The organism is Micromonospora sp. NPDC005413 (assembly GCF_040606435.1).
Lineage (GTDB): Bacteria > Actinomycetota > Actinomycetes > Mycobacteriales > Micromonosporaceae > Micromonospora.
In genome coordinates this window covers 82,354-103,089 of record NZ_JBEXEV010000003.1, presented here as the reverse complement: position 1 = coordinate 103,089, position 20,736 = coordinate 82,354, and the positions used below count along the sequence as shown (strand labels likewise).

The window sequence follows — 20,736 nt, the reverse complement described above, 5'->3', positions numbered from 1 at the left end:
GGACCGGAAACTGCTGTCAGAGTTGGCCGACGTCGGTGATTCGAACGACCGCCGCGCCGATCTCGTCCGAGGCGGCCAGGTCGATCTCGGCGCTGATGCCCCAGTCGTGGTCGCCGTCCGGGTCGTCGAAGATCTGTCGGACGGTCCACCGCTCCCGGCCCTGCTCGATCATGAGCAGCGCGGGGCCCCGGGCGTCCGGTCCGACGCCGATCGAGTCGTACGACTCGAAGTAGGGCCTGAGTGCCTCGGCCCACGCGTCGTAGTCCCAGCCGTCGCCAGCGTCCAATTCGGCGAGCAGGTCCCAGCGGCGCAGCGCGGCCAGCTCGACGCGGCGGAACAGCGCGTTGCGCACCAGCACCCGGAACGCCCGCGCGTTGCGGGTCACCGCTGGGGGCCGGTCGGTCAGGGCAGCGTGCGCCTGGGCCACCTCGGCCACGTCGGACGGGTTGCGCAACCGCTCCCACTCGTCGATCAGGCTGGAGTCGACCTGGCGGACCAACTCGCCCAGCCACTCGATGAGGTCGATCAGCTCCTCGGTCTTGGCGTCCTCGGGCACGGTCTGCCGCAGCGTCTTGAACGCGTCGGCCAGGTAGCGCAGGACGAGGCCTTCCGAGCGGGTCAGCCCGTAGAACTGCACGTACTCGGTGAAGGTCATCGCCCGCTCGTACATGTCGCGGACCACGGCCTTGGGGGAGAGCTGGTGGTCGGCGACCCAGGGGTGCCCCTGCCGGTACATCTCGTACGCGGCCTCCAGCAGCTCGGCGAGGGGCTTCGGGTAGGTCACCTCGTCGAGCAGTTCGAGGCGGGCCTCGTACTCGATGCCTTCGGCCTTCATGGCGGCGACCGCCTCGCCGCGCGCCTTGAACTGCTGCGCGGAGAGGATCTGCCGGGGGTCGTCGAGGATCGACTCGATCACCGAGAGGACGTCCAGGGCGTACGACGGGGACTCGGCGTCGAGCAGCTCGATCGTGGCCAGCGCGAGGGGGGAGAGCGGCTGGTTGAGCGCGAAGTCGAGCTGGAGGTCGACGGTGAGTCGGATCCGCCGGCCGGTCTCGTCGGGCTCGGGCAGCTCCTCGACCACACCACCGGCGCGCAGCGCGCGGTAGATGGCGATCGCCCGGCGGATGTGCCGGCGCTGGGCGGCAGGCTCCTCGTGGTTGTCGGTGAGGAGGTGCCGCATGGCGGTGAACGCGTCCCCGGGCCGGCCGATGACGTTGAGCAGCATCGAGTGGCTGACCTGGAAGCTGGAGGTCAGCGGCTCCGGCTCGGCGTCGACCAGCCGGTCGAAGGTGGGCTGACCCCAGCCGATGGAGCCCTCCGGTGGCTTCTTGCGGACCACCTTGCGGCGCTTCTTCGGGTCGTCGCCGGCCTTGGCGAGAGCCTTCTCGTTGTCGATGACGTGCTCGGGGGCCTGCACCACGACCCGGCCGATGGTGTCGTAACCGGCCCGGCCGGCTCGTCCGGCGATCTGGTGGAACTCCCGGTTCTTGAGCAGCCGGGTGCGGACCCCGTCGTACTTGGACAGGCCGGTGAACAGCACCGTGCGGATGGGCACGTTGATGCCGACGCCGAGGGTGTCGGTGCCACAGATGACCTTGAGTAGGCCGGCCTGGGCGAGGGTCTCCACCAGTCGGCGGTACTTGGGCAGCATGCCGGCGTGGTGCACGCCGATGCCGTGCCGGACCAGCCGGGAGAGTGTCTTGCCGAAGCCGGCGGTGAACCGGAAACCACCGATCGCCTCGGCGATCATGTCCTTCTCGGCGCGGGTGCAGACGTTGACGCTGGTCAGCGCCTGGGCGCGTTCCAGCGCGGCGGCCTGGGTGAAGTGGACCACGTACACCGGGGCCTGCTTGGTCTCCAGCAGTTCCTCGAGCGTCTCGTGCAGCGGCGTCATGGCGTACGAGAAGATCAGCGGGACCGGCCGCTCGGCCGTGCGGACGACGGCGGTCGGCCGCCCGGTGCGCCGGGTCAGGTCGTCGACGAACCGGGTGGTGTCCCCCAGGGTGGCGGACATCAGGATGAACTGGGCCTGCGGCAGCTCGACGATCGGCACCTGCCAGGCCCAACCCCGGTCCGGCTCGGCGTAGAAGTGGAATTCGTCCATGATCACCTGGCCGACGTCGGCCTTCACGCCCTCGCGCAGCGCCAGGTTGGCCAGGATCTCGGCAGTGCAGCAGATGATCGGCGCATCGGCGTTGACGCTGGCGTCGCCGGTCAGCATGCCGACGTTCTCGGCGCCGAAGACCTCGCAGAGGGCGAAGAACTTCTCCGACACCAACGCCTTGATCGGCGCGGTGTAGAAGGTTGTCCGGCTGTCGGCGAGCGCCGTGAAGTGGGCGGCGATCGCCACCAGGCTCTTACCCGAGCCGGTGGGCGTGTTCATGATCAGGTTGGCGCCGGAGACGATCTCGATGACCGCCTCCTCCTGATGAGGGTAGAGGTCGAGGCCGCGCTCCTTCGCCCAGCTGGCGAATGCGTCGAAGAGGGTGTCGGGGTCGGCGCTTGTCGGCAGCGCGGCGGTGAGCGTCATAGCCTGTCCATGGTGCCTGGATCATGCCCCCGCGCGCCAACCCGGCCTCCGCCGGACCCCCGTCCGTGCGTCGCGGACGCCCCGCCGGTCACCGTCGGCGGTAGAGCAGGTCGGCGACCGGCCGGCCAGCCGTGATCGCCCGCCGCTCGAACTTCGTCACCGGCCGGTGCGCCGGACGCGGCGCGAAGCCGCCGTACGCGTCCACCAACCCCGGGTCCGCATCCAGGGTCCGGCGCATCGCCTCGGCGTACTCGGCCCAGTCGGTCGCACAGTGCAGCGCGCCGCCGGGCCGCAGCCGGGACCGCAGCAGCGCCACGTGCGCCGGCTGGATGATCCGGCGCTTGTGGTGGCGGGCCTTCGGCCACGGGTCGGGAAAGAAAATGTGTACGGCGTCCAGCGCGCCCTCCGGCAAGCCGCTGACCAGGAACAACGCGTCGCCTTCAGCCACCCGCACGTTGCTCAGGCCGCCGCGGTCCACCAGGTCGAGCAGGTTGGCGATTCCCGGCGTGTGCACCTCGACCGCCAGATAATCTCGATCCGGGTCAGCGGCAGCCATCGCAGCGGTGCTGTCGCCCATGCCCGAGCCGATCTCCAGCACCACCGGCGCCCGGCGACCGAACAGGTCGGCCAGGTCGACGGGCACGACCGGCCCGTCCGGCACATCCAGGCCGTACGCGGGCCAGAGCCGGCCCAGCGCGTCGGTCTGCCGGTCGCTCATTCGACCCCGGCGGGGGTGGAACGTGCGGATCGGCCGGCTCGCGGGCAGGACAGCGGGGTCATGGTCGGTGGCGGTCACAGCGACCCGAGCGTACGCGACCTCGCCGGCGGATCGGATGTGATGTGCGACCGGAAATGAGAGGATCCAACTGGTACGGCAGGTCGGGTGCTCCGCTGCCCGACACGGCCGCACGGCGTCGAGAGGGGGCATCGTGGCAGTGACCCGTGGCGGCGTGACCCTGTCGGTGATAGCGGTGCTCGCCGGCCCCCTGCTGGCAGCCACCCCGGCACACGCCGCGCCCCTGGCCGCCGCCCCCGCACATGCCGCGTCCACCGTCCGGGCCGCTCCCGTATCCGCGATCCAGCCCGCCGGCCTCGTGCTCCGGGCGCCCGGCGCTCTCCAGCCTGCCGGTGTCGCACCCGCCCCACAGCCCGAAGGCCCTCCGGGGGGCGCGCCCCAGCCGGCGCCGCCGGTGGATGTCTTCGTCGAGGTGAGCCCCAGCACGGTGCAGCCCGGCTACCTGGTCGGCATCCGGGCCAGTTGCCGGGACAACTCGGTGGGCGCCACCGTGGTCTCCGACGCCTTCGGCGCGGTCGGCGTACAGCCGCAGCGCGGAGTGCTCACCGCCGCACCGATGGTGCGCGAGCGCACCCGCCCCGGCAACTACCGGGTCAAGTTGGAGTGCCGCGACGGTGAGACCGCCTCGACCATGCTCCAGGTGGTCAAGAAGGTTCCGGCCCAGCCCAGTCGCGGCCCGGCCACCGGCTTCGGTGGGGGCTCCGGCGGAATGACCAGCAAGCTGCTGCTGCCCGGCGGCGCGGCGCTGACCATCACCGGGCTGATCCTCGCCGTGGTGGCGTTGCGCCGGCCGCGTTCCGTCCGTGCCGCTGCGCGCAACTGAGCCCGCCGTGGAGATCTTCCGCCCCACGCCACCGCCGGCCTCCGATCGCCCGGCGGTGGCTGCTCGCCCGCCGACCGCCGTGACGCCTCGGCGTAGCCGTCCTCCTGGCCGTAGCCCCTGGTCGGTGCCGCTGGCCGTGGTGCTGGTGCTGGCCGGCGTCTTCGCCACCGGGGCGGGCCTGGGTCGCTCGGTCGGCCCGCTCGACCTGGCCCCGGCTGGCGGTGACCGGCCGCCCCGCAGCGAGTCGGTCGGGATGTCGGCCAGTCGCCCGGTGCGACTCTCGGTGCCGGCGATCAAGATCGCCGCGCCGGTGGCGCCCGTCGGGCAGGCCCGGGACGGCTCGATCGCCGTACCGCCGCTGGAGCGGCACAACGAGACCGGCTGGTACGACCGTGGTCCGACGCCCGGCGAGCCCGGCCCGGCGGTGATCGTCGGGCACGTGGACACCAAGAGTGGCCCGTCGGTCTTCTACGACCTGGGCAAGCTGCACCCCGGCGACCTGATCGAGGTGGCCCGGGCGGACAAGACGGTGGTGGTGTTCAAGGTCGACACCGTCGAGCACTTCCCGAAGGATCAACTGCCCGGCGAGCGGATCTACGGCCACGACGGGCCGCCCGGGTTGCGGCTGATCACCTGCGGTGGCCAGTTCGTCGGCGGACGCACCGGCTACGCCGACAACGTCATCGCCTTCGCCACCCTCCAGTCCTCCCGCAAGTCCTGAGACCGACCCCGGCCAGGCCGGCTGAGCCGTCCGCTGGGTTTGATCGACTCGGGATCATTGATGTCGCGGTGTCGGGCCGACCCCGGACACCCCGGTGTCGCTGAACCCGAGTGGATCAACCGGGGTGCCCGCAGGTCGGTCCGGCGTCAGCTCAGGAACGCCAGGAGCTGGCGGGTGGTCTCGTCGGGGGCTTCCTCTGGGATGAAATGCCCGACCGGGACCGGCTCGCCGCGCACGTCGTCGGCCCACTCGCGCCAGATCGCGAGCGGGTCGTCGTAGAGCTTCGCGACCTGGCCGCGTTGGCTCCAGAGGAACAGCACCGGGCAAGTGATCTTCCGGCTCCCTCGATCCGCCTCGTCCTGCTGATAGTCCAGCGTCGCGGCGGCGCGGAACTCCTCGCAGATCGCGTGCACGGTGGCGGGGTCGCTGAACTGCTTGACGTACGCCGCCCGTACCGGGGCGGGGAAGGCGTCCTTCACCTCGGGCCAGGTGTCGAGCATGAAGTCGACGAGCACCGCCGGCGCCGCGTCGATGAACTGCTCGGGCACCGGCGCCGGTGCCGCCAGGAACGACCAGACCCAGTAGGAGAGGCTGAACGTCTTGTCGGCGCGGTTGTAGACGTCGCCGATGGGCACCACGTCCATCACGGCCAGCCGAGCGACAGCGTCCGGTTCGTCCAGCGCGAGACGGTATGCGCAGCGGGCCCCACGATCGTGGCCGACGAGTCGGAACTGCTCGTGGCCCAGACTCCGCATCACCTCGACCTGGTCGCGGGCGATGGCGCGCATGCTGTACGGCTCGTGATCCGCAGTGCTGGGCGGTTTGCCGCTGTCGCCCCAGCCCCGCAGGTCGGTGGCGACGACGGTGTAGTTCTCGGCGAGCCGTGGCGCGACCTGGTGCCACATGAGATGCGTCTCGGGGATGCCGTGCAGCAGCAGAACGGGCGGCCCACTTCCGCCTCGGCGTCCGTGGATCGTCGCGCCGGGCGTGTCGATGTCGAATTCCTCGAAGCCGTCGAACATGGCCGGAACCCCCGCACCTTCCTGGGACCGCCCGGCGCGAACGGCCTGTGCCGGCAAGCAGGGCGACTGGTGGCCGGCTACCGCTCGGGCCGCTTCGACGCTATCAACGGAAACATTCAGTTGGGCCCGATTTTGCGGCGGCGCGGGACCCTTGTGACCAGGGTTCAGTCATCCGGTCGAACGGGGGTCGAGGTGCAAATCGATGAGCCGATCTCCAAGGCAATGGAGTTGTTCATGGCGAACCGCATACTCGACGCGCACTGGACTCAGGCACTTGACCGGCCGTGGCGGGTGGGCGTATCAATCCCGGGCTATTGCCCGAGGGCTTGATCGACATCGCCGAAGTGGAGTCGATCAACCCGCGAGGGCTTCGTTTGCGTCTCACGGCTTGGGGGGGGTGGCTAGGGCTGGGGGACGTGCAGGGCCACCTCGAACTCCAGGAGACTAGCCAGCCCGAGACACCCGGCTTCGCCACGGCGAGCTGAGCGGCGAGCGACAGGCACGCCGCCCCGACTAAGAGGGCGAGCGGGTACCCCGTTGGCACGCCCGCCCGACGCCGCCGGATTTCCAGCAGCGACGCCACCGGGACCAACTCGCTTACGCACGCGTTGACCCAGCCGAAGGCTTCCGGCGTCCCGGCGGGCCTGTTCGCTATCGTCCAGGCGTGCACGTGGCTAAAGCTCGCCCAGCCGGCCGCAGCGCCCACAACGAGCAGGATCAGGACCAGCAACGTGCCCTCGGCGCGTTCGGTGTGGTTCATGCGACGGCCAGGCGACGCAGGTATGCCGGAACGTCGGCCAGGGTCACGACCGGTACGCCGAACAACACGGCGTAGACCGGCTCGGGGAAGTCTTCGGCCTCGGGCAGTATCACGACGACGTCAGCGGCGCGGGCGGCGTCCATGTCGTCGGCGACCAGGGCGACGAGGTCGTCAGCGTCGGCCGGATCGGCTGCGGTCGCAGTGGTGACCAAGTAGCCGGCGGCGACCAGGGCGGCGAAAGCGGCGGCGAGGGGGCACGTTCGGGGCCTGCCAGGTAGGCGACAGAGTGATGGTTAGGGTTGGACACAGCGGAACCTCCGAAGTGCCGTTAGGGCCCTGGTCGGCGGCGGAATCGCTCGGCCGGGGCCTGTTTAGTGGGGATGGGTTAGGCAGTCGTGGCGGTCGCGGGCGTACCGACCCAGTCGACCGAGACACGGGACTCGATCGACGGGCGGTAGCCACGTGCCGGGGCCTTCGTGATCGTGATCCGCCGGACGAAGATCGCGACGAACGCCCGCCGCTCGGCCAGCGACGCGCCCGCCCACCAAGACCCCGGCCCGATCGGGTCGTCGCCAGGCTCGGCTAGCCATTGCTCGATCGGAAGCGTGGGCGTAGCGGCGGCGTCGATCTCCGTAAGCCGGGCGGTCAGCGCCACAATGCGAGCGTCTAGCGACTGGGCGGCGGCACGGAACCGGCGTTGCCCGATCTCGCTCCCGTACGCGCCCGCGGCCCGGTCGTCGTATAGCTCGTCGAGTGACCGCTTCGCCTCGTCCAACTCTCCGGCCACGGCCCCTCGCTGGGCGGCGGCGGCCGGGTCGATACTGGCGAGGCCGAATAGGCGCGTAGCTTCCGCCAGGACGTCGAGCGTTTCCGGGTCGTCCTCGGCCGTAGCGATCAGGGCGAAGATCCGGCGGGCTACATAGTCGTCTAGGGAACGCTGCGAGATCGTGCAGCCGCCGGAATGCTGGCCGGGCTGGGCGAGACCGTGGACACGCGTACAGGCATAGACCGAGTAGTAGCTGAGACGCTCGTTCCGGTGCGACGACTTGGGGGATCCGCACTCGCAGAAAAGGAGGAGGGCCGACAGTAGGGACGGCGCGGGCGCGGCGTACGGCGTCTTGTGGGTCGCGCCGGTCAAGCGGGCTTGTAGGGCAAACCAGTCGGTCGGCGCGACAATCTCGGGATGCGCCACGACCGGAACGCCGTTCTCGTCGCGAGAGATCCGGTAGTGGTCGATCCGCTTACTCGGGCTGCCGTCCGGCCGGGGGACGTAGACGATCTCGGCCGCGTATCCCGCGATCCTCGGGTCACGCAGGATGCGATGGAGCGTGCGGGGCCGCCAGATGCTGTCCGAGTGCATCTTCCCGACGGTGACGCCCCGGGTCGGGACCCGGTCGGCGTTCAATTCGGTCACGAGACCGTTCACGGTGGTCGGGTTCTCCGGGTCAAGCATCCGCGCGACCATGCGGCGCACGACCGGGGCTTCGTCGGGGTGCTCGGCGAGAAGTTGCACCCTGACGGGGCGGCCGTCGGCGGTAACCCGGTTCTCGGGCCGCAGGGCGAAGCCGAACGGCGGCTTGCCGCTGACGTACCCGCCCAACTCCCGGGCAACGGATTTCGCCCCGCGTACCGCATCGCTCTTGTTCTTCGAGTCGTTGTGCGCCTGGTCGAGCCGCATGATCAGGTGGATTAGGTCCATAAGGTTGCCCTTACGGAACTCGCCCTCGGTCACGCTGATGATCGTCACGTTTCGGTTCAGGAGGTCGGTCACGACGGGGATAGCGTCGAGGGGGTCGGCCCGCGAGAAGCGGGACATGTAATAGACGACGATCAGGTTCACGCGGCCGGAGTGGCAGTCGGCGATCAGCCGGTCAAACTGGGGGCGCTCGATCCCGCTGAAGGCGCTTAGTCCTATGTCGGCGTACTCGTCGACGAAGGTCGCGCCCATCTGGTCGATGCGGGTGCGGTTCGCAGTGCTCTGCGTGGCGGGAGACGCTTCCGACCCGCCTGCCTTCTTATTGGACTGGCGGACGTAGCTGCCCGCTCGGTACTGGTGAAAGGGGGACATACGGCGGACTATATCGGCGTAGGCGGGAACCCTCGGTCTCCCAGCGGGTGTAAACGAAGTAGCGGGTCTCGCCGGCCACCGGCCGGAGCAGTTCGAAGCCGAGGAAGCCGGGGGAGTTCTCCACCGTCCCGGCCCGGGCGGCGAACCGCTTCTCCAACTCCGCGCCGCTACCGGCGGGGACAGCGAGTTCAGAACGCCTCGACCACCGGCACCAGGTCGGCGTCGACCACGATCGGGGCGTGGTCGGAGGGGCCCTTGCCCTTGCGGGCCTCCCGGTCCACGTACGCCGAGCGGACCGCACGGGCGAACGGCGCCGAGGCGTACACCAGGTCGATCCTCATGCCCTTGTTCTGGTGGAACATCCCGGCGCGGTAGTCCCAGTAGGTGAAGGGGTGTGGCCCCTTCATCGGGGTGGGAACCACGTCGTCGAGGCCCAGGTCGCGCAGCGCCGCGAGGGCCGCCCGCTCGGCGGGGGTGACGTGCGTGGAGTGGGTGAAGACCGCCGGGTCCCAGACGTCGGCGTCGGTCGGAGCGACGTTGAAGTCGCCGCTGACGGTCAACGGCAGCCCACCGGCCAGCTCTGCCTCCAACGCGTCGCGCAGCGCCGCGAACCAGGCCAGCTTGTACGCGTAGTGCGGGTCGTCCGGCGTCCGGCCGTTGGGCACGTACACCGACCAGACCCGCACCCCGTCGCAGGTGGCGGAGATGGCCCGAGCCTCGGGCTCGGGAAAGCCGGGCTCACCGGTGAACCCGACCCGGACGTCGGTCAGGCCGACCCGGGACAGGATGGCCACCCCGTTCCACCGGCCGTCGCTGTGGCTGGCCACGGTGTAGCCCAGCTCGCCCACCTCGGCCACGGGGAAGGCGCCGTCCGGGCACTTGGTCTCCTGCAGGCAGACCACGTCCGGCCCGGTGCTGGCCAGCCACTCCAGCAGCCGGGGCAGCCGGGCCTTCACCGAGTTCACGTTCCAGGTCGCCAGGCGCATGCCCCCAGCCTGCCGCATCCGCCCCCGCGACGCCCGGTCAGCTGCCCGGGGTGTCGCCGGGACGGGTCTGTTCGGCCAGGAACCGTTCCAGCTCCGCGCCGAGTTCGTCGGCGGTGGGCAGGGGGCCGGCGTCCGCGGCGAGCAGGCTCTTCTCGCCGCGACCCCGGGCGAACGCGTCGTACTGCTCCTCCAGGGCCTGGACCAGGGCGGCGGCGTCCTCGGTTTGGGCGACCTGCCGGTCGATCTCCACTCGAACCACCTCGGCGGCCGAGCGGAGCCCGTCGCCGGGCAGCAGCAGCCCGGTGCTGCGCGACACCGAGGTGAGCAGCACCTCGGCGGCGGCCGGGTACTCGGTCTGCGCCACGTAGTGCGGCACGTGGGCGGCGAAGCCCAGCGCGTCGCGGCCCTGCTCGCCGAGGCGGAACTCCAGCAGGTGACCGACGCTGCCGGGCACCTGGACGCGTTGCAGCCAGGGCTCGTACCCGGCGATCAGCTCGGGGCGGGTGGCGTGCGCGGTCACCCCGGTCGGTCGGGTGTGCGGCACCGCCATCGGGATCGAGTTGAGCCCCACGGTGAGCCGGACGTCCAGTCGGGCGGCGAGCCCGGCGACGGCGGCCACGAAACGCTCCCACTGCAGGTCCGGCTCGGGGCCGGTGAGCAGCAGGAACGGGGTCTCGTCGTCGTCCTGCAGCAGGTGCAGCTCCAGCTTGGGCGCGTCGACGCTCTCCCAGTGGTCCTCGACGAAGGTCATCACCGGTCGCCGCGACCGGTAGTCGAAGAGCTGGTCGACGTCGAAGGTGGCGATCGGCCGGCCCTCCAGCGAGGTGAGCAGTTGCTCGCGTGCCAGCCGGCTGGCGTTGCCGGCGTCCACGAACCCGGTGAGGGCCTGGATGAGGACCGGTTGCCCGAGGTCGGGCAGATCGTCGGTGAGCTGGTAGAGCTCGTGTGGGTCGAGCACCGGTGCGGACCTCCCTGAAATGTGCCTGCGGGGTGCCGACGCGACGGAGGGCACCCGTTCGGGCAACGTACCCGCCATCCTGGCGCATTCCTGCGCCGGGCGATCCGTCGCCCGGAGGATGGCCATGACCGGACCAATTACCCGATTACGCCGCCAGGCCGGTTCGGTCGACCGATCGGCCGAGGGGCGGTTCGGCCCAAAGGCCGAGTTTGTCGATCATGTCAGGCCGGGGGGTTCGATGTCCGGGCCTGTCGCCAGCCGTGCCGGCCTGCGTGCGACGCCAGCTTCATCCGGTACGCGAGGTACGTTCCCTGGGCTGGTGGACCCGCCCGGGTCGTCCACCAGCAAGGGTCCAATCTGTGGCGAGCGCCACGTGATCACCGTGCGTGATCGGGGTTTCCCCCTGCCTAGCCTCGGTTGATGCGTGACGACGGCACCCTCGACGACCCGTACGCCCCGAGCAGCCCTACTGCCGATACGGAGGATGGCACCTCAACCGAACGGACAACCGCCGCGAGTCGGCTCCTGGCGTACGCCCGGGACCTGACCGGTCGACGCCGGGCGCAGGTGGCCCTCGCCACCGGTGTGGTCTGCTGCCTCGGCCTGGCCGCCGTCGTGCAGGTCCGCGACGAGAGCGGCGGTGGGGCGGCCCCGGTCGACTCGCTCGCCAACAGCTCGGAGCTGCTCCAGCGCGCCGAGCAGCAGCGCGCGTCCCGTGACCTTGAGCGCGTTGCCGTCTCGAGCACTCCCTCCGCCAGCGCGACCTCGGCAGACCCGGACACCACCCCGCAGGCCCGCAAGACCGCCGCGGCGCTCCCGACCGACCCGGCGCCCGTCGCCGGGCTGGACGAGGACCAGATGGAGAACGCGGAGGCGATCGTCCGCGCCGGTCGCACGATGGGGGTGCCCCGCCGAGCTCTGGTGATCGCGGTGGCCACCGCCATGCAGGAGAGCAACCTCTACAACGTGGCCAGCGGTGTGCTGCCCGAGTCGCAGAACTACCCGCACCAGGGCGTGGGCTGGGACCACGACTCGGTTGGGCTGTTCCAGCAGCGTTCGAGCAGTGGCTGGGGCCCGGTGGGCCGGCTCATGGAGCCCGAGTTCGCCACCCGGCAGTTCCTCGCCGCGCTGGAGCAGGTGCCCGGCTGGGAGCGGATGCGGCTCACCGACGCTGCTCAGGCGGTGCAGGTCTCCGCGTACCCCGAGCACTACCAGCAGCACGAATGGCGGGCTGACCGGGTCGTCGACGCCATCGTGCCGGCGGGACGGTAACCTACCGCCCACTATGGACGGTCGAGGTTGAGGCTGTCGCGTCCCGGGTACATGTGTTGCGGGTTCGGGGTACACATGACAGAGGGATCATCGACAGGAGGACGTCATGTCACTGATGCAGCGGATCACCAGGTTCCTGAAATCACCGAAGGGGCAGCAGCTGGTCGAGCGAGGCCGTCGGGAGATGGCCAAGCCCGGCAACCAGCAGAAGCTCAAGGGGTTGGCTGCTCGGCTGTCCAACCGCCGCCGCTGACCGCCCCATCGGCCGCCCTGTCCGTCGTTCCCACCCCTGGGGAGACCCGGTGACCGACACTCCACCCGTCGGCGGCCAGCACGCCGCCCCCACCCCCCAGCCGTCCGTCGGCCTGCCGGCCGGGCCGGTGGACGCCCCCGAGGGTCCGCCGGCCCGCCTCTGGGACCGGATGCGCAACGACCCGCAGTACGCGCCGGAGCACCTCGCCCTGGAGGCGGTGCGTCGGCTCGGGCCGGAAGCCGTGCAGTGGGTCAGCCGGGCCCGAGCCGAGCAGCCCGGCATATCGGCCGATGTCCTGGCCGACCAGGCGGCCCGCAAGTTCGTCAACCTGGCTCGCCTGTCCGGTGCGGTCTCCGGCGTGGCCGGGCTGCCCGGCGCCGTGATTGACGTCGGCGTGCTGGCCTGGACCCAGGCGCGGATGGTGCTGCACATCGCCGCCGCGTACGACGTCGACCCGCTGCACGGCGACCGGGCCACCGATCTGCTGGTGCTCCAGCGCGTGCACAAGGTCGCCGAGAGCGCCCGGCTGGCGCTCGGGGTGGCCGCCGGCCGGGAACGCGCCGACGCGCTCTTCGGTCCGGCTGGCCAGCGGCCACTCGGTCGGGTCATGGTGCAACTCGGCATCCGGCTGGCCCGGATGGCCGGCGTCCGGGCCGCCAAGCGGATGTTCGCCAAGATCGTCCCCGGCGCGGCCATCGTGCTCGGCACCTGGGCCAACTCGTCGGCCACGAAGGACCTCGCGCAGCGTTCCGGGGCGCTCTACCGCACCCGCGGCATCGCGGTCCCGGAGCCTCGCCGGCCCTGACGAGGCCATCCGGGTCGGTCAGTTGGCCATGCCGGAGGCGCGCCAGGTCACCTCGGCGAGCCGGCCCTGGCCGGTGGCGTTCGGGTGGAACCAGTCCAGCGGGTTGAGCAGGTCCAGGGTGAACCGGACCTTGTGCGCCGCGCCGCCGTCATGCCGGCAGCGTGAGCCGTACGCCCGGCACGCCGCCACCAGTTCGGCGTTGTACGCGTCGATCCGGTCCCGGACGGCGGCCCGGCGCGCCCGGTCGGCGGGCGCTGTCGAGGTCGCCTCGGCCAGCAGGGCCGGGCAGATGCCCCGCCGCCAGGCGCGTACCGCCCGTGGGTCGTCGTGTCCGACCTCCCAGAGCCGGTACAGGTCGGGGATGCTCACCACCAGCACCCGTGCCTTCGGCCGACCGGTCCGCAGCACCCGTAGGCCCCGGTCGACGTCGGCCCGGAACTGTGCCACCGGCGTCATCGCGTCCACCCCGCTCCGGCAGACGTCGTTGGCGCCGATCAGCACGGTGACGTAGTCGGCGCGGTCGCGTACCGCTGCCGTGGCCTGACCCTCCAGCGCGTCCGCGCGGGCGCCGGGACGGGCGTGGTTGTACGTCCGGTCGCGGATCGCCGAATTCTGCTCGAGCAGCCGCCGGTAGTGGCTCTGCACCCGCAGGCCGTCCCCGGTCGACCAGGAGTTGCGCTCGCAGGAGGTGAGCACCAGGCAGGAGGCGAAGCCGGTGCTGATCGAGTCGCCGAGCGCGGCGATGCCGCCAGGCCCTCCGGACTGCGGGGCGCTCTTGGTGGGGCGGGGTGTCGCGGAGGTGCCACCCTCGCAGGCGAGCGCGACCAGCGCCGCGAGACAGGCCAGGGCGGCGACCCAACGTCGAGGCATGACATCCCCCGGTCTCGCAGCAGAGAGCGACAGCGCGGTAACTCTATGCGTAGGACGTGGTTTGTCGGGGAGTTGCTGTCGGGTATGCGGCAGAGCGCCGACGCTGGTGCCACCGGGGTGCTATAGGCCCCGCCAAGGCGCCGGCTGGCCGTGCAGCCACCAGTGCAGCGCCCGGGTGATCTGGGGCAGCACCAGATAGGTCATCAGCGGGGTCAGACAGAGCGTCATCAGCAGCACCCGCGCCGCCAGCGGTACAGCGTCGAGGAACTGGCTGGTCAGCAGGGTCGCGGTGAGGCTCAGCGGAAAGAACGCCAGCCAGATGGTCACCGCCTGCTTCCACCTCGGCGGCGACGTGGGCGCAACCGGCTCGACCGGATCCACCGAGTGCTCCAACGGGCGGTCGAACCAGCCCTCGATCCCGGTACGCCGTTCGACCCGGGTGTGCTCCACGATGCCCTGCGCGGAGCTGAGCCACCAGTGCCGCTGCGGCGACTCCTCCCACCGGCCAAGCGTCTCGGCGTCGGCGAAGCGGTAGAGCATGTGCCACTCCGGCGAGCCGGGACCGCTCTGCACCCAGCCGGCGCCGAGGAACCCGGGGAACGCCTCGGCCAGCGCGGTGCCGGCCCGCATCCAGGCCACCATCTCGCTGGTCCGGCCCGGATCGACACGGCGGGAGATGGAGACGGTCACCGGCACGGCGAGGGTCATTGACATGCGCCCATCCTGCGGCCGGCGGGGCCGCCGCGCGAACGGATGTGCCAGAGCACACCGGCGCTGGAGGGTGTGGAAGCGCGCCGTGCCGGTTAACCCGGCCGATCGGGGGTAGGTCGGGGGGTATGACGAGATCGCAGCCCCGACGTGCCCGCGGCACGGTCGGCCACGCGAACAGCGCGCTGAACCTCCGGCTCACCCTCGCCGGCTTCGGGTTGGTGATCATGGTGGTCTTCGCGGTGCTGGCGTTCTGGGTCGGCATCGCCTGGCTCGGCGTGGTCTGCGCGATCCTCGCCGTGGTCGCAGTGGTCGACCTGGTCGTGATCCAGCGCCGCCGCGCCGCCCGTCACCGCGAGGAGCCGGGCGTCAAGCACTCGCTGTTCGAGTGACAGGAGGACGAGATGCCCCACATCGCCACCACCAACCCCGCCACCGGCCAGGTGCTCAAGACCTATGAGGCGATGTCCACCGAGCAACTCGACGGTGCCATCGAGCGCACCGACCTCGCGTACCAGCAGCTGCGGCAGACCACCGTCGACCAGCGTGCCCGGTGGATGAACGCCGCGGCTGACCTGCTCGACGCCGAGCGGGACGAGATCGCCCGGATCATGACCACGGAGATGGGCAAGACCTACGTGGCGGCGCAGGCCGAGGTGACCAAGTGCGCCGCGGCAGCCCGCTTCTACGCCGACAAGGCCCCGGGATTCCTCGCCGACGAGCCGGCCGACGCCACGGCGGTGAAGGCGATCCGGGCGTTCATCCGCTACCAGCCGATCGGCGTGGTGCTCGCGGTGATGCCGTGGAACTTCCCGCTCTGGCAGGTGATGCGCTTCGCCGCACCGGCGCTGATGGCCGGCAACACCGGTCTGCTCAAGCACGCCTCGAACGTGCCGCAGACCGCGCTGCTGCTGGAGGACGTGTTCCGTCGGGCCGGCTTCCCCGAGGGGGCCTTCACCACCGTGCTGGTCGGCTCGGACGCCGTCGACCGGATCCTCAGCGACCCCCGGGTGCGCGCCGCCACGCTCACCGGCAGCGAGCCGGCCGGTCGGTCCATCGCCCAGATCGCCGGGCGGGAGCTGAAGAAGACCGTCCTCGAACTCGGCGGCAGCGATCCCTTCGTGGTGATGCCCTCGGCCGACGTGGACCGGGCCGCCGAGGTGGCCACCACCGCCCGCTGCCAGAACAACGGCCAGTCCTGCATCGCCGCGAAGCGGTTCATCGTGCACACCGACGTCTTCGACGCCTTCGCCGAGAAGTTCGCCGCGAACATGGCCGCACTGCGCGTCGGCGATCCGATGGACCCGAACACCGACGTCGGGCCGCTGGCCAGTGAGCGTGGCCGCGACGAGGTGCACGCCCAGGTCCGCGACGCGGCGGACAACGGCGCGACCGTGCTCTGCGGCGGCGAACCGCCGACCGGCGAAGGGTGGTTCTACCCGCCGACCGTGGTCACCGACCTCACCCCGCAGATGCGGATGTGGTCCGAGGAGGTCTTCGGCCCGGTCGCCGGGCTGTTCCGGGTGTCGTCGTACGAGGAGGCGATCGAGGTCGCCAACGGCACCAGCTTCGGGCTCGGCTCGAATGCCTGGACGCGGGACTCGGCCGAGCAGGAGCGCTTCGCCACCGACCTGGACGCGGGCAACGTCTTCATCAACGGGATGACCACGTCCTACCCGGAGTTGCCGTTCGGCGGTGTGAAGAACTCCGGTTACGGGCGGGAGCTGTCCGCGCTGGGCATGCGGGAGTTCTGCAACACCAAGACGGTCTGGGTGGGTGAGGGCGCCGCCTCGGCCGGCGCCGGCGCGCACGCCGAGTAGGTCGGGCGCGGCACGCGTCAGCCGGTGCCGTCGTGGGTAGGAAGTGTGCCCATGACGTCGTTCGGTTTTCACTCCTCGCATGAGCAGATCGGTCCGCGCGCCCTGTTGGAGGCGGTGATACACGCCGAGCGGGCCGGCTTCGACGCCGCCATGTGCTCCGACCACTTCTCCCCGTGGAGCACCCGGCAGGGCGAGTCCGGCTTCGCCTGGTCGTGGCTGGGTTCCGCGCTGCAGGCCACCGGTATGCCGTTCGGTGTGGTCAACGCGCCCGGTCAGCGGTACCACCCGGCGATCATCGCGCAGGCGATCGGCACCCTCGGCGCGATGTACCCGGGCCGGTTCTGGGCGGCGCTGGGCACCGGTGAGGCCAGCAACGAGCACATCACCGGCGACCCGTGGCCGCGCAAGGACGTACGCGCCGCCCGGCTGCGCGAGTGCGTGGACGTGATCCGTGCGCTGCTGGCCGGGGAGGAGGTCAGCCACGACGGCCTGGTTCGCGTGGATCGCGCCCGGCTGTGGACTCGCCCGGAGCAGCCGCCCGCGCTGGTCGGCGCCGCCGTCAGCGTGGCCACCGCCCGCTGGTGCGCCGAATGGGCGGACGGGCTGATCACCGTGAACGCCCCGGTGGCGCACCTGCGCGAGATGATCGACGCGTACCGCGACGCCGGCGGGCGCGGGCCGCTGCACCTGCAGGTGCACGTCTCCTGGGCGCCGGAGCAGGCGCAGGCGGAGGCGATCGCGTACGACCAGTGGCGCAGCAACGTGTTCCCTCCGCCGGTCTGCTGGGACCTGGAAACCGCCGAGCACTTCGACGCGGTCTCGGCCGACGTGCCGGCGCAGCGGGTCGCCGAGGTGGTGAACGTCTCGGCTGACCTGGGCCGGCACGTCGGCTGGCTGGAGGAGTACGTGGAGCTCGGCTTCGACCAGATCGCCCTGCACCACGTCGGGCAGGAGCAGCGCGGCTTCATCGACGCGTTCGGCGCCGAGGTGCTGCCGAAGTTGCGCCGGGCTGGCTGATCGAGGTCCGGACCGGCGGACCCCTAGGCTCGTACCCCATGGAAAGCCTGTTTCCGGTCGTCGTCTTCCTGGCGATCGCCACCCTGGGCGCTGCGCTGGCCCGCCGGCTCGGTCTGCTCGCGCCGATCGTGCTGGTCGTACTCGGTCTGGCGCTCTCCTTCGTGCCGGGCTTCCCGCAGGTGGAGCTCGACCCGGAGTTGGTGCTGGTCGGCATCCTGCCGCCGCTGCTCTACGTAGCCGCGTTGGAAACCTCGGTGCCGGCGTTCAAGAACAACATCCGGCCGATCCTGCTGCTCGCGGTCGGCCTGGTGCTGTTCACGGCGTTCGTGGTTGGGTTCGTGCTGCACCTGCTGCTGCCGCAGCTGCCGTTCGCGATCTGCCTGGCCCTCGGCGCGGTGGTCGCCCCGCCGGACGCCGTGGCCGCAACGGCGGTGGCCCGGCGGGTCGGCCTGCCCCGGCAGGTCGTCACCATCCTGGAGGGGGAGAGCCTGGTCAACGACGCCACCGCGCTGGTGTTGCTGCGGGTCGCGACGCTGGCCACGATCGGCTCGGCGGTCGGCACCGCCGAGGTCGCCATCGAGGTGTTGCGGGCCACTGGTGGCGGCATCCTGATCGGGGCGCTCGGCGCGCTGGTGTTCGGCTTCTTCCACCGGAGGATCAACGATCCGCTGCTGGACAACGCGCTGTCGTTGATCATCCCGTTCGCGGTGGTGTTCACGGCCGAGGCGGTGCACTCCTCCGGTGTGGTCGCGGTGGTGGTCACCGGGCTTGCGTTGGGCCACAAGTTGCCCCAACTGCTGTCGGCGGCCTCCCGGTTGCAGGTCGGCGCGTTCTGGCGGCTGGCCCGGTTCCTGCTGGAGGGGCTGGTGTTCCTGCTGGTCGGCCTCCAACTGCGGGAGGTGCTGCGGGACCTCGACGAGCCGATCGGCTCACTCACCACGATCACCCTCGCGGTGCTCGCCACGGTCTTCCTCACCCGGTTCGTCTGGCTCTTTCCGGCCACGTACCTGGCCCGGCTCGTGCCCCGGATCCGCCGTCGGGACGAGGCCCCGTCGCCGAAATTTCCGATCATCATCGGCTGGGCCGGTATGCGGGGCGTGGTGACTCTCGCCGCCGCGCTGGCCCTGCCGCTGACTCTGGCCGACGACGAGCCGTACCCCAGGGCGTTGTTCATCTGGCTGGCCTTCGCGGTGATCGTTTTCACCCTGGTCGGTCAGGGTGCCACGCTGCCGTTGGTCGCCCGCAGGTTGAAGCTGCCGCAGGACGACCCGGTGCAGGACGCGCTGTCCGCAGCCGGTGTGCAGCAGCAGGCGAGCCGGGCTGCCCGGGACCGCCTCGACGAGCTGGCCGAGGGTGCCCCGGAGGCGGTGGTGGACCGGCTGCGCCGAGCGGTGGAGGACCGCACGAACATGGCCTGGGAACGGCTCGGTGGCGCTGAGCGGGAAACCCCGTCGCAGGCGTACGGTCGGTTGCGACAGGAGATGATCGACGCCGAGCGGGATGTGTTCCGGGCTGCCCGGGACGCCGGTCGGATCCCCGAGGAGGTGTTGGTGCGGGCCTATCGTGACCTGGACCTGGAAGAGTCGTTGCTGCGGGAGGTCGAGAAATGAGCTGTCAGCACCTGACCGAGGCCGGTGCCGCCGAGGCGCGTACCCCCGACGAGTGCGCGGACTGCGTCGCCATCGGCGACACCTACTGGGTGCACCTGCGCACCTGTCTGAGCTGCGGGCAGGTCGGCTGCTGCGACTCGTCCCCGAACCAGCACGCGAGCAAGCACTTCGCGTCCACCGGTCACCCGGTGATCCGCTCGGCGCAGCCCGGCGAGGCATGGCGCTGGTGCTACGTCGACGAGGAGATCGGCTGACCGATCCGGCTGCGGCCGGACGGCGTACACGTCGAGATCGTCGTGCGGGACGGCCTGGTCAGCCACGTGTTAGCGCGCGCCGGGTGAGCGCGGGACTGGCCAGGCCCACCACGGCGAAGAGCGCTCCGACGGCCAGCCAGCCGGGCACGCCACCGTCGAGCACCACCAGCGTCAACAGGGCCGGGGCGACGGCCCGGGCCAGACCGGCGAGCATCCCGTCGGCCCCCTGGTAGGCGCCGATCGCGTCCGGCGGCGCGAGATCGTAGGCCAGTCCCGCCCCGGCGGTGCCGTGCCACAGGTCGCCGACGGTGTAGACGACGGTGGCGAGCAGCAGCAGCGCGACCGCCGCAGCGGTGGGCAGGCCGGCGGTCGCGGCGTACAGCAGCATCGTCGTGGCCAGCACCAGGCCGGCTCGGCGCATCTTCCGGGCGGCCGGCGCGGCGGTGTCCGCGCCCCGACTCAGCCGCACCGCCAGCAGCACGGTGAGCACGGTGTTGGTCAGCAGCACCGCGGACACGATGGGCGGAGGTGCGCCGAGCAGGTTCACCGCCCAGAGCGGCACCACCAGCGTGAGCACCGTCTGATGGAGGGCGAGCACCGCCGACGCGCCGCTCACCGCGAGGAAGCGGCCGTCACGCAGCGGCCGCCCCCGGCGGAGGGCGGCGGCCGTGGACGGACGCGGGGGTGGGGCAAGGGCCGGCAATCGCATCAGCAGGGCCGCCGACACCAGATAGGTGGCCGCGTTGCCGACAACCAGGATGTGGTACGCCAGCCGCGTGTCGGCAGCCAGCGCGACCCCGGCCAGCCCCGCCCCGGCCGCGATGCCCAGGTTCGCCACCGCCCTCAGCGTGGCGAAGGCGTGCACCCGCCCCTGCGGACCGGCGACGGCGGCCACCAGCGCGGCCCGGACCGCCAGGTTGCCGGAGACCAGCAGCGCGTCCAGTGTGGCCACCAGCAGAAAGACCGGAAACGAGCCCACCAACAGGTACGCGACGGCGACGGCGGCCTGCGCCAGTTGAAGGACCGCCCGGAGGGTCCGTGGGTCGCGGCGGTCGGCCAGCCCGCCAAACGGCACGCTGGCGGTGAGGCCGACCAGCCCGGCGAGGGTCAGCCCCAACCCGACCTCGGTCGGGCTCAGCCCGACGACGCGGGTGAGGTAGAGCGCCGAGCCGGTGACCCACAGCCCGGTGCCGACCGTGTTGGCGAGGGTGGCCAGCGACAGAATGCGCAGTCGGCCGGGTGGCGGGAACGGCGACAGCGACCGCCAGCGGCCCGACCGGTCGCCGGATCGCGTCGCCCCGGTCTCGTGGCCCGCCACGGTCCGACTCTAGGTCGTTCGTCGAGTTCGGTGGGGCCCGCGGAGGACCGGCGAGCCCGAGGATCGGCATCGAGCCAACCCGATCCGGCGAGCGCGGTGGCCGTCGGCGTACGACCGCATCGCAGTGGTGCAAACCGCTGCCCCG

General features: G+C 71.3%; 20 protein-coding genes and 1 pseudogene. 10 read left to right on the top strand and 11 right to left on the bottom strand.

Annotated elements, in window-relative coordinates; translation table 11 throughout:
* Positions 1-16: 16 nt before the first annotated feature.
* Entirely contained in the window at positions 17-2,530 is a 2,514-nt protein-coding gene (locus ABZS37_RS06355) for a DUF3516 domain-containing protein (RefSeq protein WP_355166102.1), read from the bottom strand.
* 88 nt (positions 2,531-2,618) lie between these two features.
* Positions 2,619-3,248: a tRNA (guanosine(46)-N7)-methyltransferase TrmB gene (gene trmB / locus ABZS37_RS06350; RefSeq protein WP_355166520.1), complete on the bottom strand. Its 630-nt coding sequence runs from the start codon at positions 3,246-3,248 to the stop codon at positions 2,619-2,621.
* Between the two features lie 208 nt (positions 3,249-3,456).
* On the opposite strand from trmB, the gene ABZS37_RS06345 reads away from it, so the two are divergent.
* Both ABZS37_RS06345 and ABZS37_RS06340 read left to right on the top strand, forming a co-directional pair.
* The gene (locus ABZS37_RS06345) at positions 3,457-4,149 is read left to right on the top strand and encodes a hypothetical protein (RefSeq protein ID WP_355166518.1); all 693 of its coding nucleotides are present in this window, start codon (positions 3,457-3,459) and stop codon (positions 4,147-4,149) included.
* A 79-nt stretch (positions 4,150-4,228) separates the two neighbouring features.
* Complete coding sequence (locus tag ABZS37_RS06340; protein ID WP_355166516.1) at positions 4,229-4,870, top strand: class F sortase; 642 nt, start codon at positions 4,229-4,231, stop codon at positions 4,868-4,870.
* Positions 4,871-5,016: 146 nt separating this feature from the next.
* On the opposite strand, the gene ABZS37_RS06335 is transcribed toward ABZS37_RS06340, so the two are convergent.
* From ABZS37_RS06335 to ABZS37_RS06310, 6 genes and pseudogenes are all read right to left on the bottom strand, one after another.
* Entirely contained in the window at positions 5,017-5,892 is an 876-nt protein-coding gene (locus ABZS37_RS06335; protein ID WP_355166100.1) for an alpha/beta hydrolase, read from the bottom strand.
* Between the two features lie 756 nt (positions 5,893-6,648).
* Positions 6,649-6,864: a hypothetical protein gene (locus tag ABZS37_RS06330; protein ID WP_355166098.1), complete on the bottom strand. Its 216-nt coding sequence runs from the start codon at positions 6,862-6,864 to the stop codon at positions 6,649-6,651.
* A gap of 173 nt (positions 6,865-7,037) precedes the next feature.
* The gene (locus ABZS37_RS06325) at positions 7,038-8,720 is read right to left on the bottom strand and encodes a recombinase family protein (RefSeq protein WP_355166096.1); all 1,683 of its coding nucleotides are present in this window, start codon (positions 8,718-8,720) and stop codon (positions 7,038-7,040) included.
* A gap of 31 nt (positions 8,721-8,751) precedes the next feature.
* Positions 8,752-8,919, bottom strand: a pseudogene (locus ABZS37_RS06320) (antibiotic biosynthesis monooxygenase); the annotation flags it as partial.
* Positions 8,909-9,706 carry an exodeoxyribonuclease III gene (locus tag ABZS37_RS06315; RefSeq protein ID WP_355166094.1) on the bottom strand — a complete coding sequence of 266 codons (798 nt, stop codon included), beginning with the start codon at positions 9,704-9,706 and terminating at the stop codon, positions 8,909-8,911. The pseudogene ABZS37_RS06320 and the gene ABZS37_RS06315, both read right to left, overlap by 11 nt.
* Positions 9,707-9,743: 37 nt before the next feature.
* Positions 9,744-10,664: a PAC2 family protein gene (locus ABZS37_RS06310; protein WP_355166092.1), complete on the bottom strand. Its 921-nt coding sequence runs from the start codon at positions 10,662-10,664 to the stop codon at positions 9,744-9,746.
* A 420-nt stretch (positions 10,665-11,084) separates the two neighbouring features.
* Here ABZS37_RS06310 and ABZS37_RS06305 point away from each other — a divergent pair, with 420 nt between their 5' ends.
* From ABZS37_RS06305 to ABZS37_RS06295, 3 genes are all read left to right on the top strand, one after another.
* Complete coding sequence (locus ABZS37_RS06305) at positions 11,085-11,936, top strand: peptidase M23 (RefSeq protein ID WP_355166090.1); 852 nt, start codon at positions 11,085-11,087, stop codon at positions 11,934-11,936.
* 106 nt (positions 11,937-12,042) lie between these two features.
* Positions 12,043-12,189, top strand: coding sequence for a hypothetical protein (locus tag ABZS37_RS06300; RefSeq protein WP_355166088.1), 147 nt, complete (start codon positions 12,043-12,045; stop codon positions 12,187-12,189).
* Positions 12,190-12,238: 49 nt separating this feature from the next.
* Positions 12,239-12,994 (top strand): EcsC family protein, encoded by a 756-nt coding sequence (locus ABZS37_RS06295; protein WP_355166086.1) that lies wholly within the window; start codon positions 12,239-12,241, stop codon positions 12,992-12,994.
* Between the two features lie 18 nt (positions 12,995-13,012).
* On the opposite strand, the gene ABZS37_RS06290 is transcribed toward ABZS37_RS06295, so the two are convergent.
* Both ABZS37_RS06290 and ABZS37_RS06285 read right to left on the bottom strand, forming a co-directional pair.
* Positions 13,013-13,864, bottom strand: a complete 852-nt coding sequence (locus ABZS37_RS06290) for a GDSL-type esterase/lipase family protein (protein ID WP_355166084.1) — start codon at positions 13,862-13,864, stop codon at positions 13,013-13,015.
* A gap of 120 nt (positions 13,865-13,984) precedes the next feature.
* A complete protein-coding gene (locus ABZS37_RS06285; protein WP_355166082.1) occupies positions 13,985-14,578 on the bottom strand; it encodes an antibiotic biosynthesis monooxygenase in 594 nt (197 codons plus the stop codon).
* Between the two features lie 122 nt (positions 14,579-14,700).
* Between ABZS37_RS06285 and ABZS37_RS06280 the strand changes: the two genes are divergently transcribed.
* From ABZS37_RS06280 to ABZS37_RS06260, 5 genes are read left to right on the top strand one after another with little or no spacing between them, the layout of a single operon-like run.
* Entirely contained in the window at positions 14,701-14,964 is a 264-nt protein-coding gene (locus ABZS37_RS06280) for a DUF6343 family protein (RefSeq protein WP_355166080.1), read from the top strand.
* A gap of 12 nt (positions 14,965-14,976) precedes the next feature.
* The gene (locus ABZS37_RS06275; protein WP_355166078.1) at positions 14,977-16,392 is read left to right on the top strand and encodes an NADP-dependent succinic semialdehyde dehydrogenase; all 1,416 of its coding nucleotides are present in this window, start codon (positions 14,977-14,979) and stop codon (positions 16,390-16,392) included.
* A gap of 51 nt (positions 16,393-16,443) precedes the next feature.
* Positions 16,444-17,409, top strand: a complete 966-nt coding sequence (locus ABZS37_RS06270; RefSeq protein ID WP_355166076.1) for a TIGR03885 family FMN-dependent LLM class oxidoreductase — start codon at positions 16,444-16,446, stop codon at positions 17,407-17,409.
* 38 nt (positions 17,410-17,447) lie between these two features.
* On the top strand, positions 17,448-19,019 hold the full coding sequence (locus tag ABZS37_RS06265; RefSeq protein WP_354993855.1) for a Na+/H+ antiporter: 1,572 nt from the start codon (positions 17,448-17,450) through the stop codon (positions 19,017-19,019).
* Entirely contained in the window at positions 19,016-19,273 is a 258-nt protein-coding gene (locus ABZS37_RS06260) for a UBP-type zinc finger domain-containing protein (protein WP_355166074.1), read from the top strand. The genes ABZS37_RS06265 and ABZS37_RS06260 overlap by 4 nt, the downstream gene beginning before the upstream one ends.
* A gap of 58 nt (positions 19,274-19,331) precedes the next feature.
* Here ABZS37_RS06260 and ABZS37_RS06255 read toward each other — a convergent pair whose 3' ends face one another.
* Positions 19,332-20,531, bottom strand: a complete 1,200-nt coding sequence (locus ABZS37_RS06255) for an MFS transporter (protein WP_355166514.1) — start codon at positions 20,529-20,531, stop codon at positions 19,332-19,334.
* Positions 20,532-20,736: the final 205 nt, after the last annotated feature.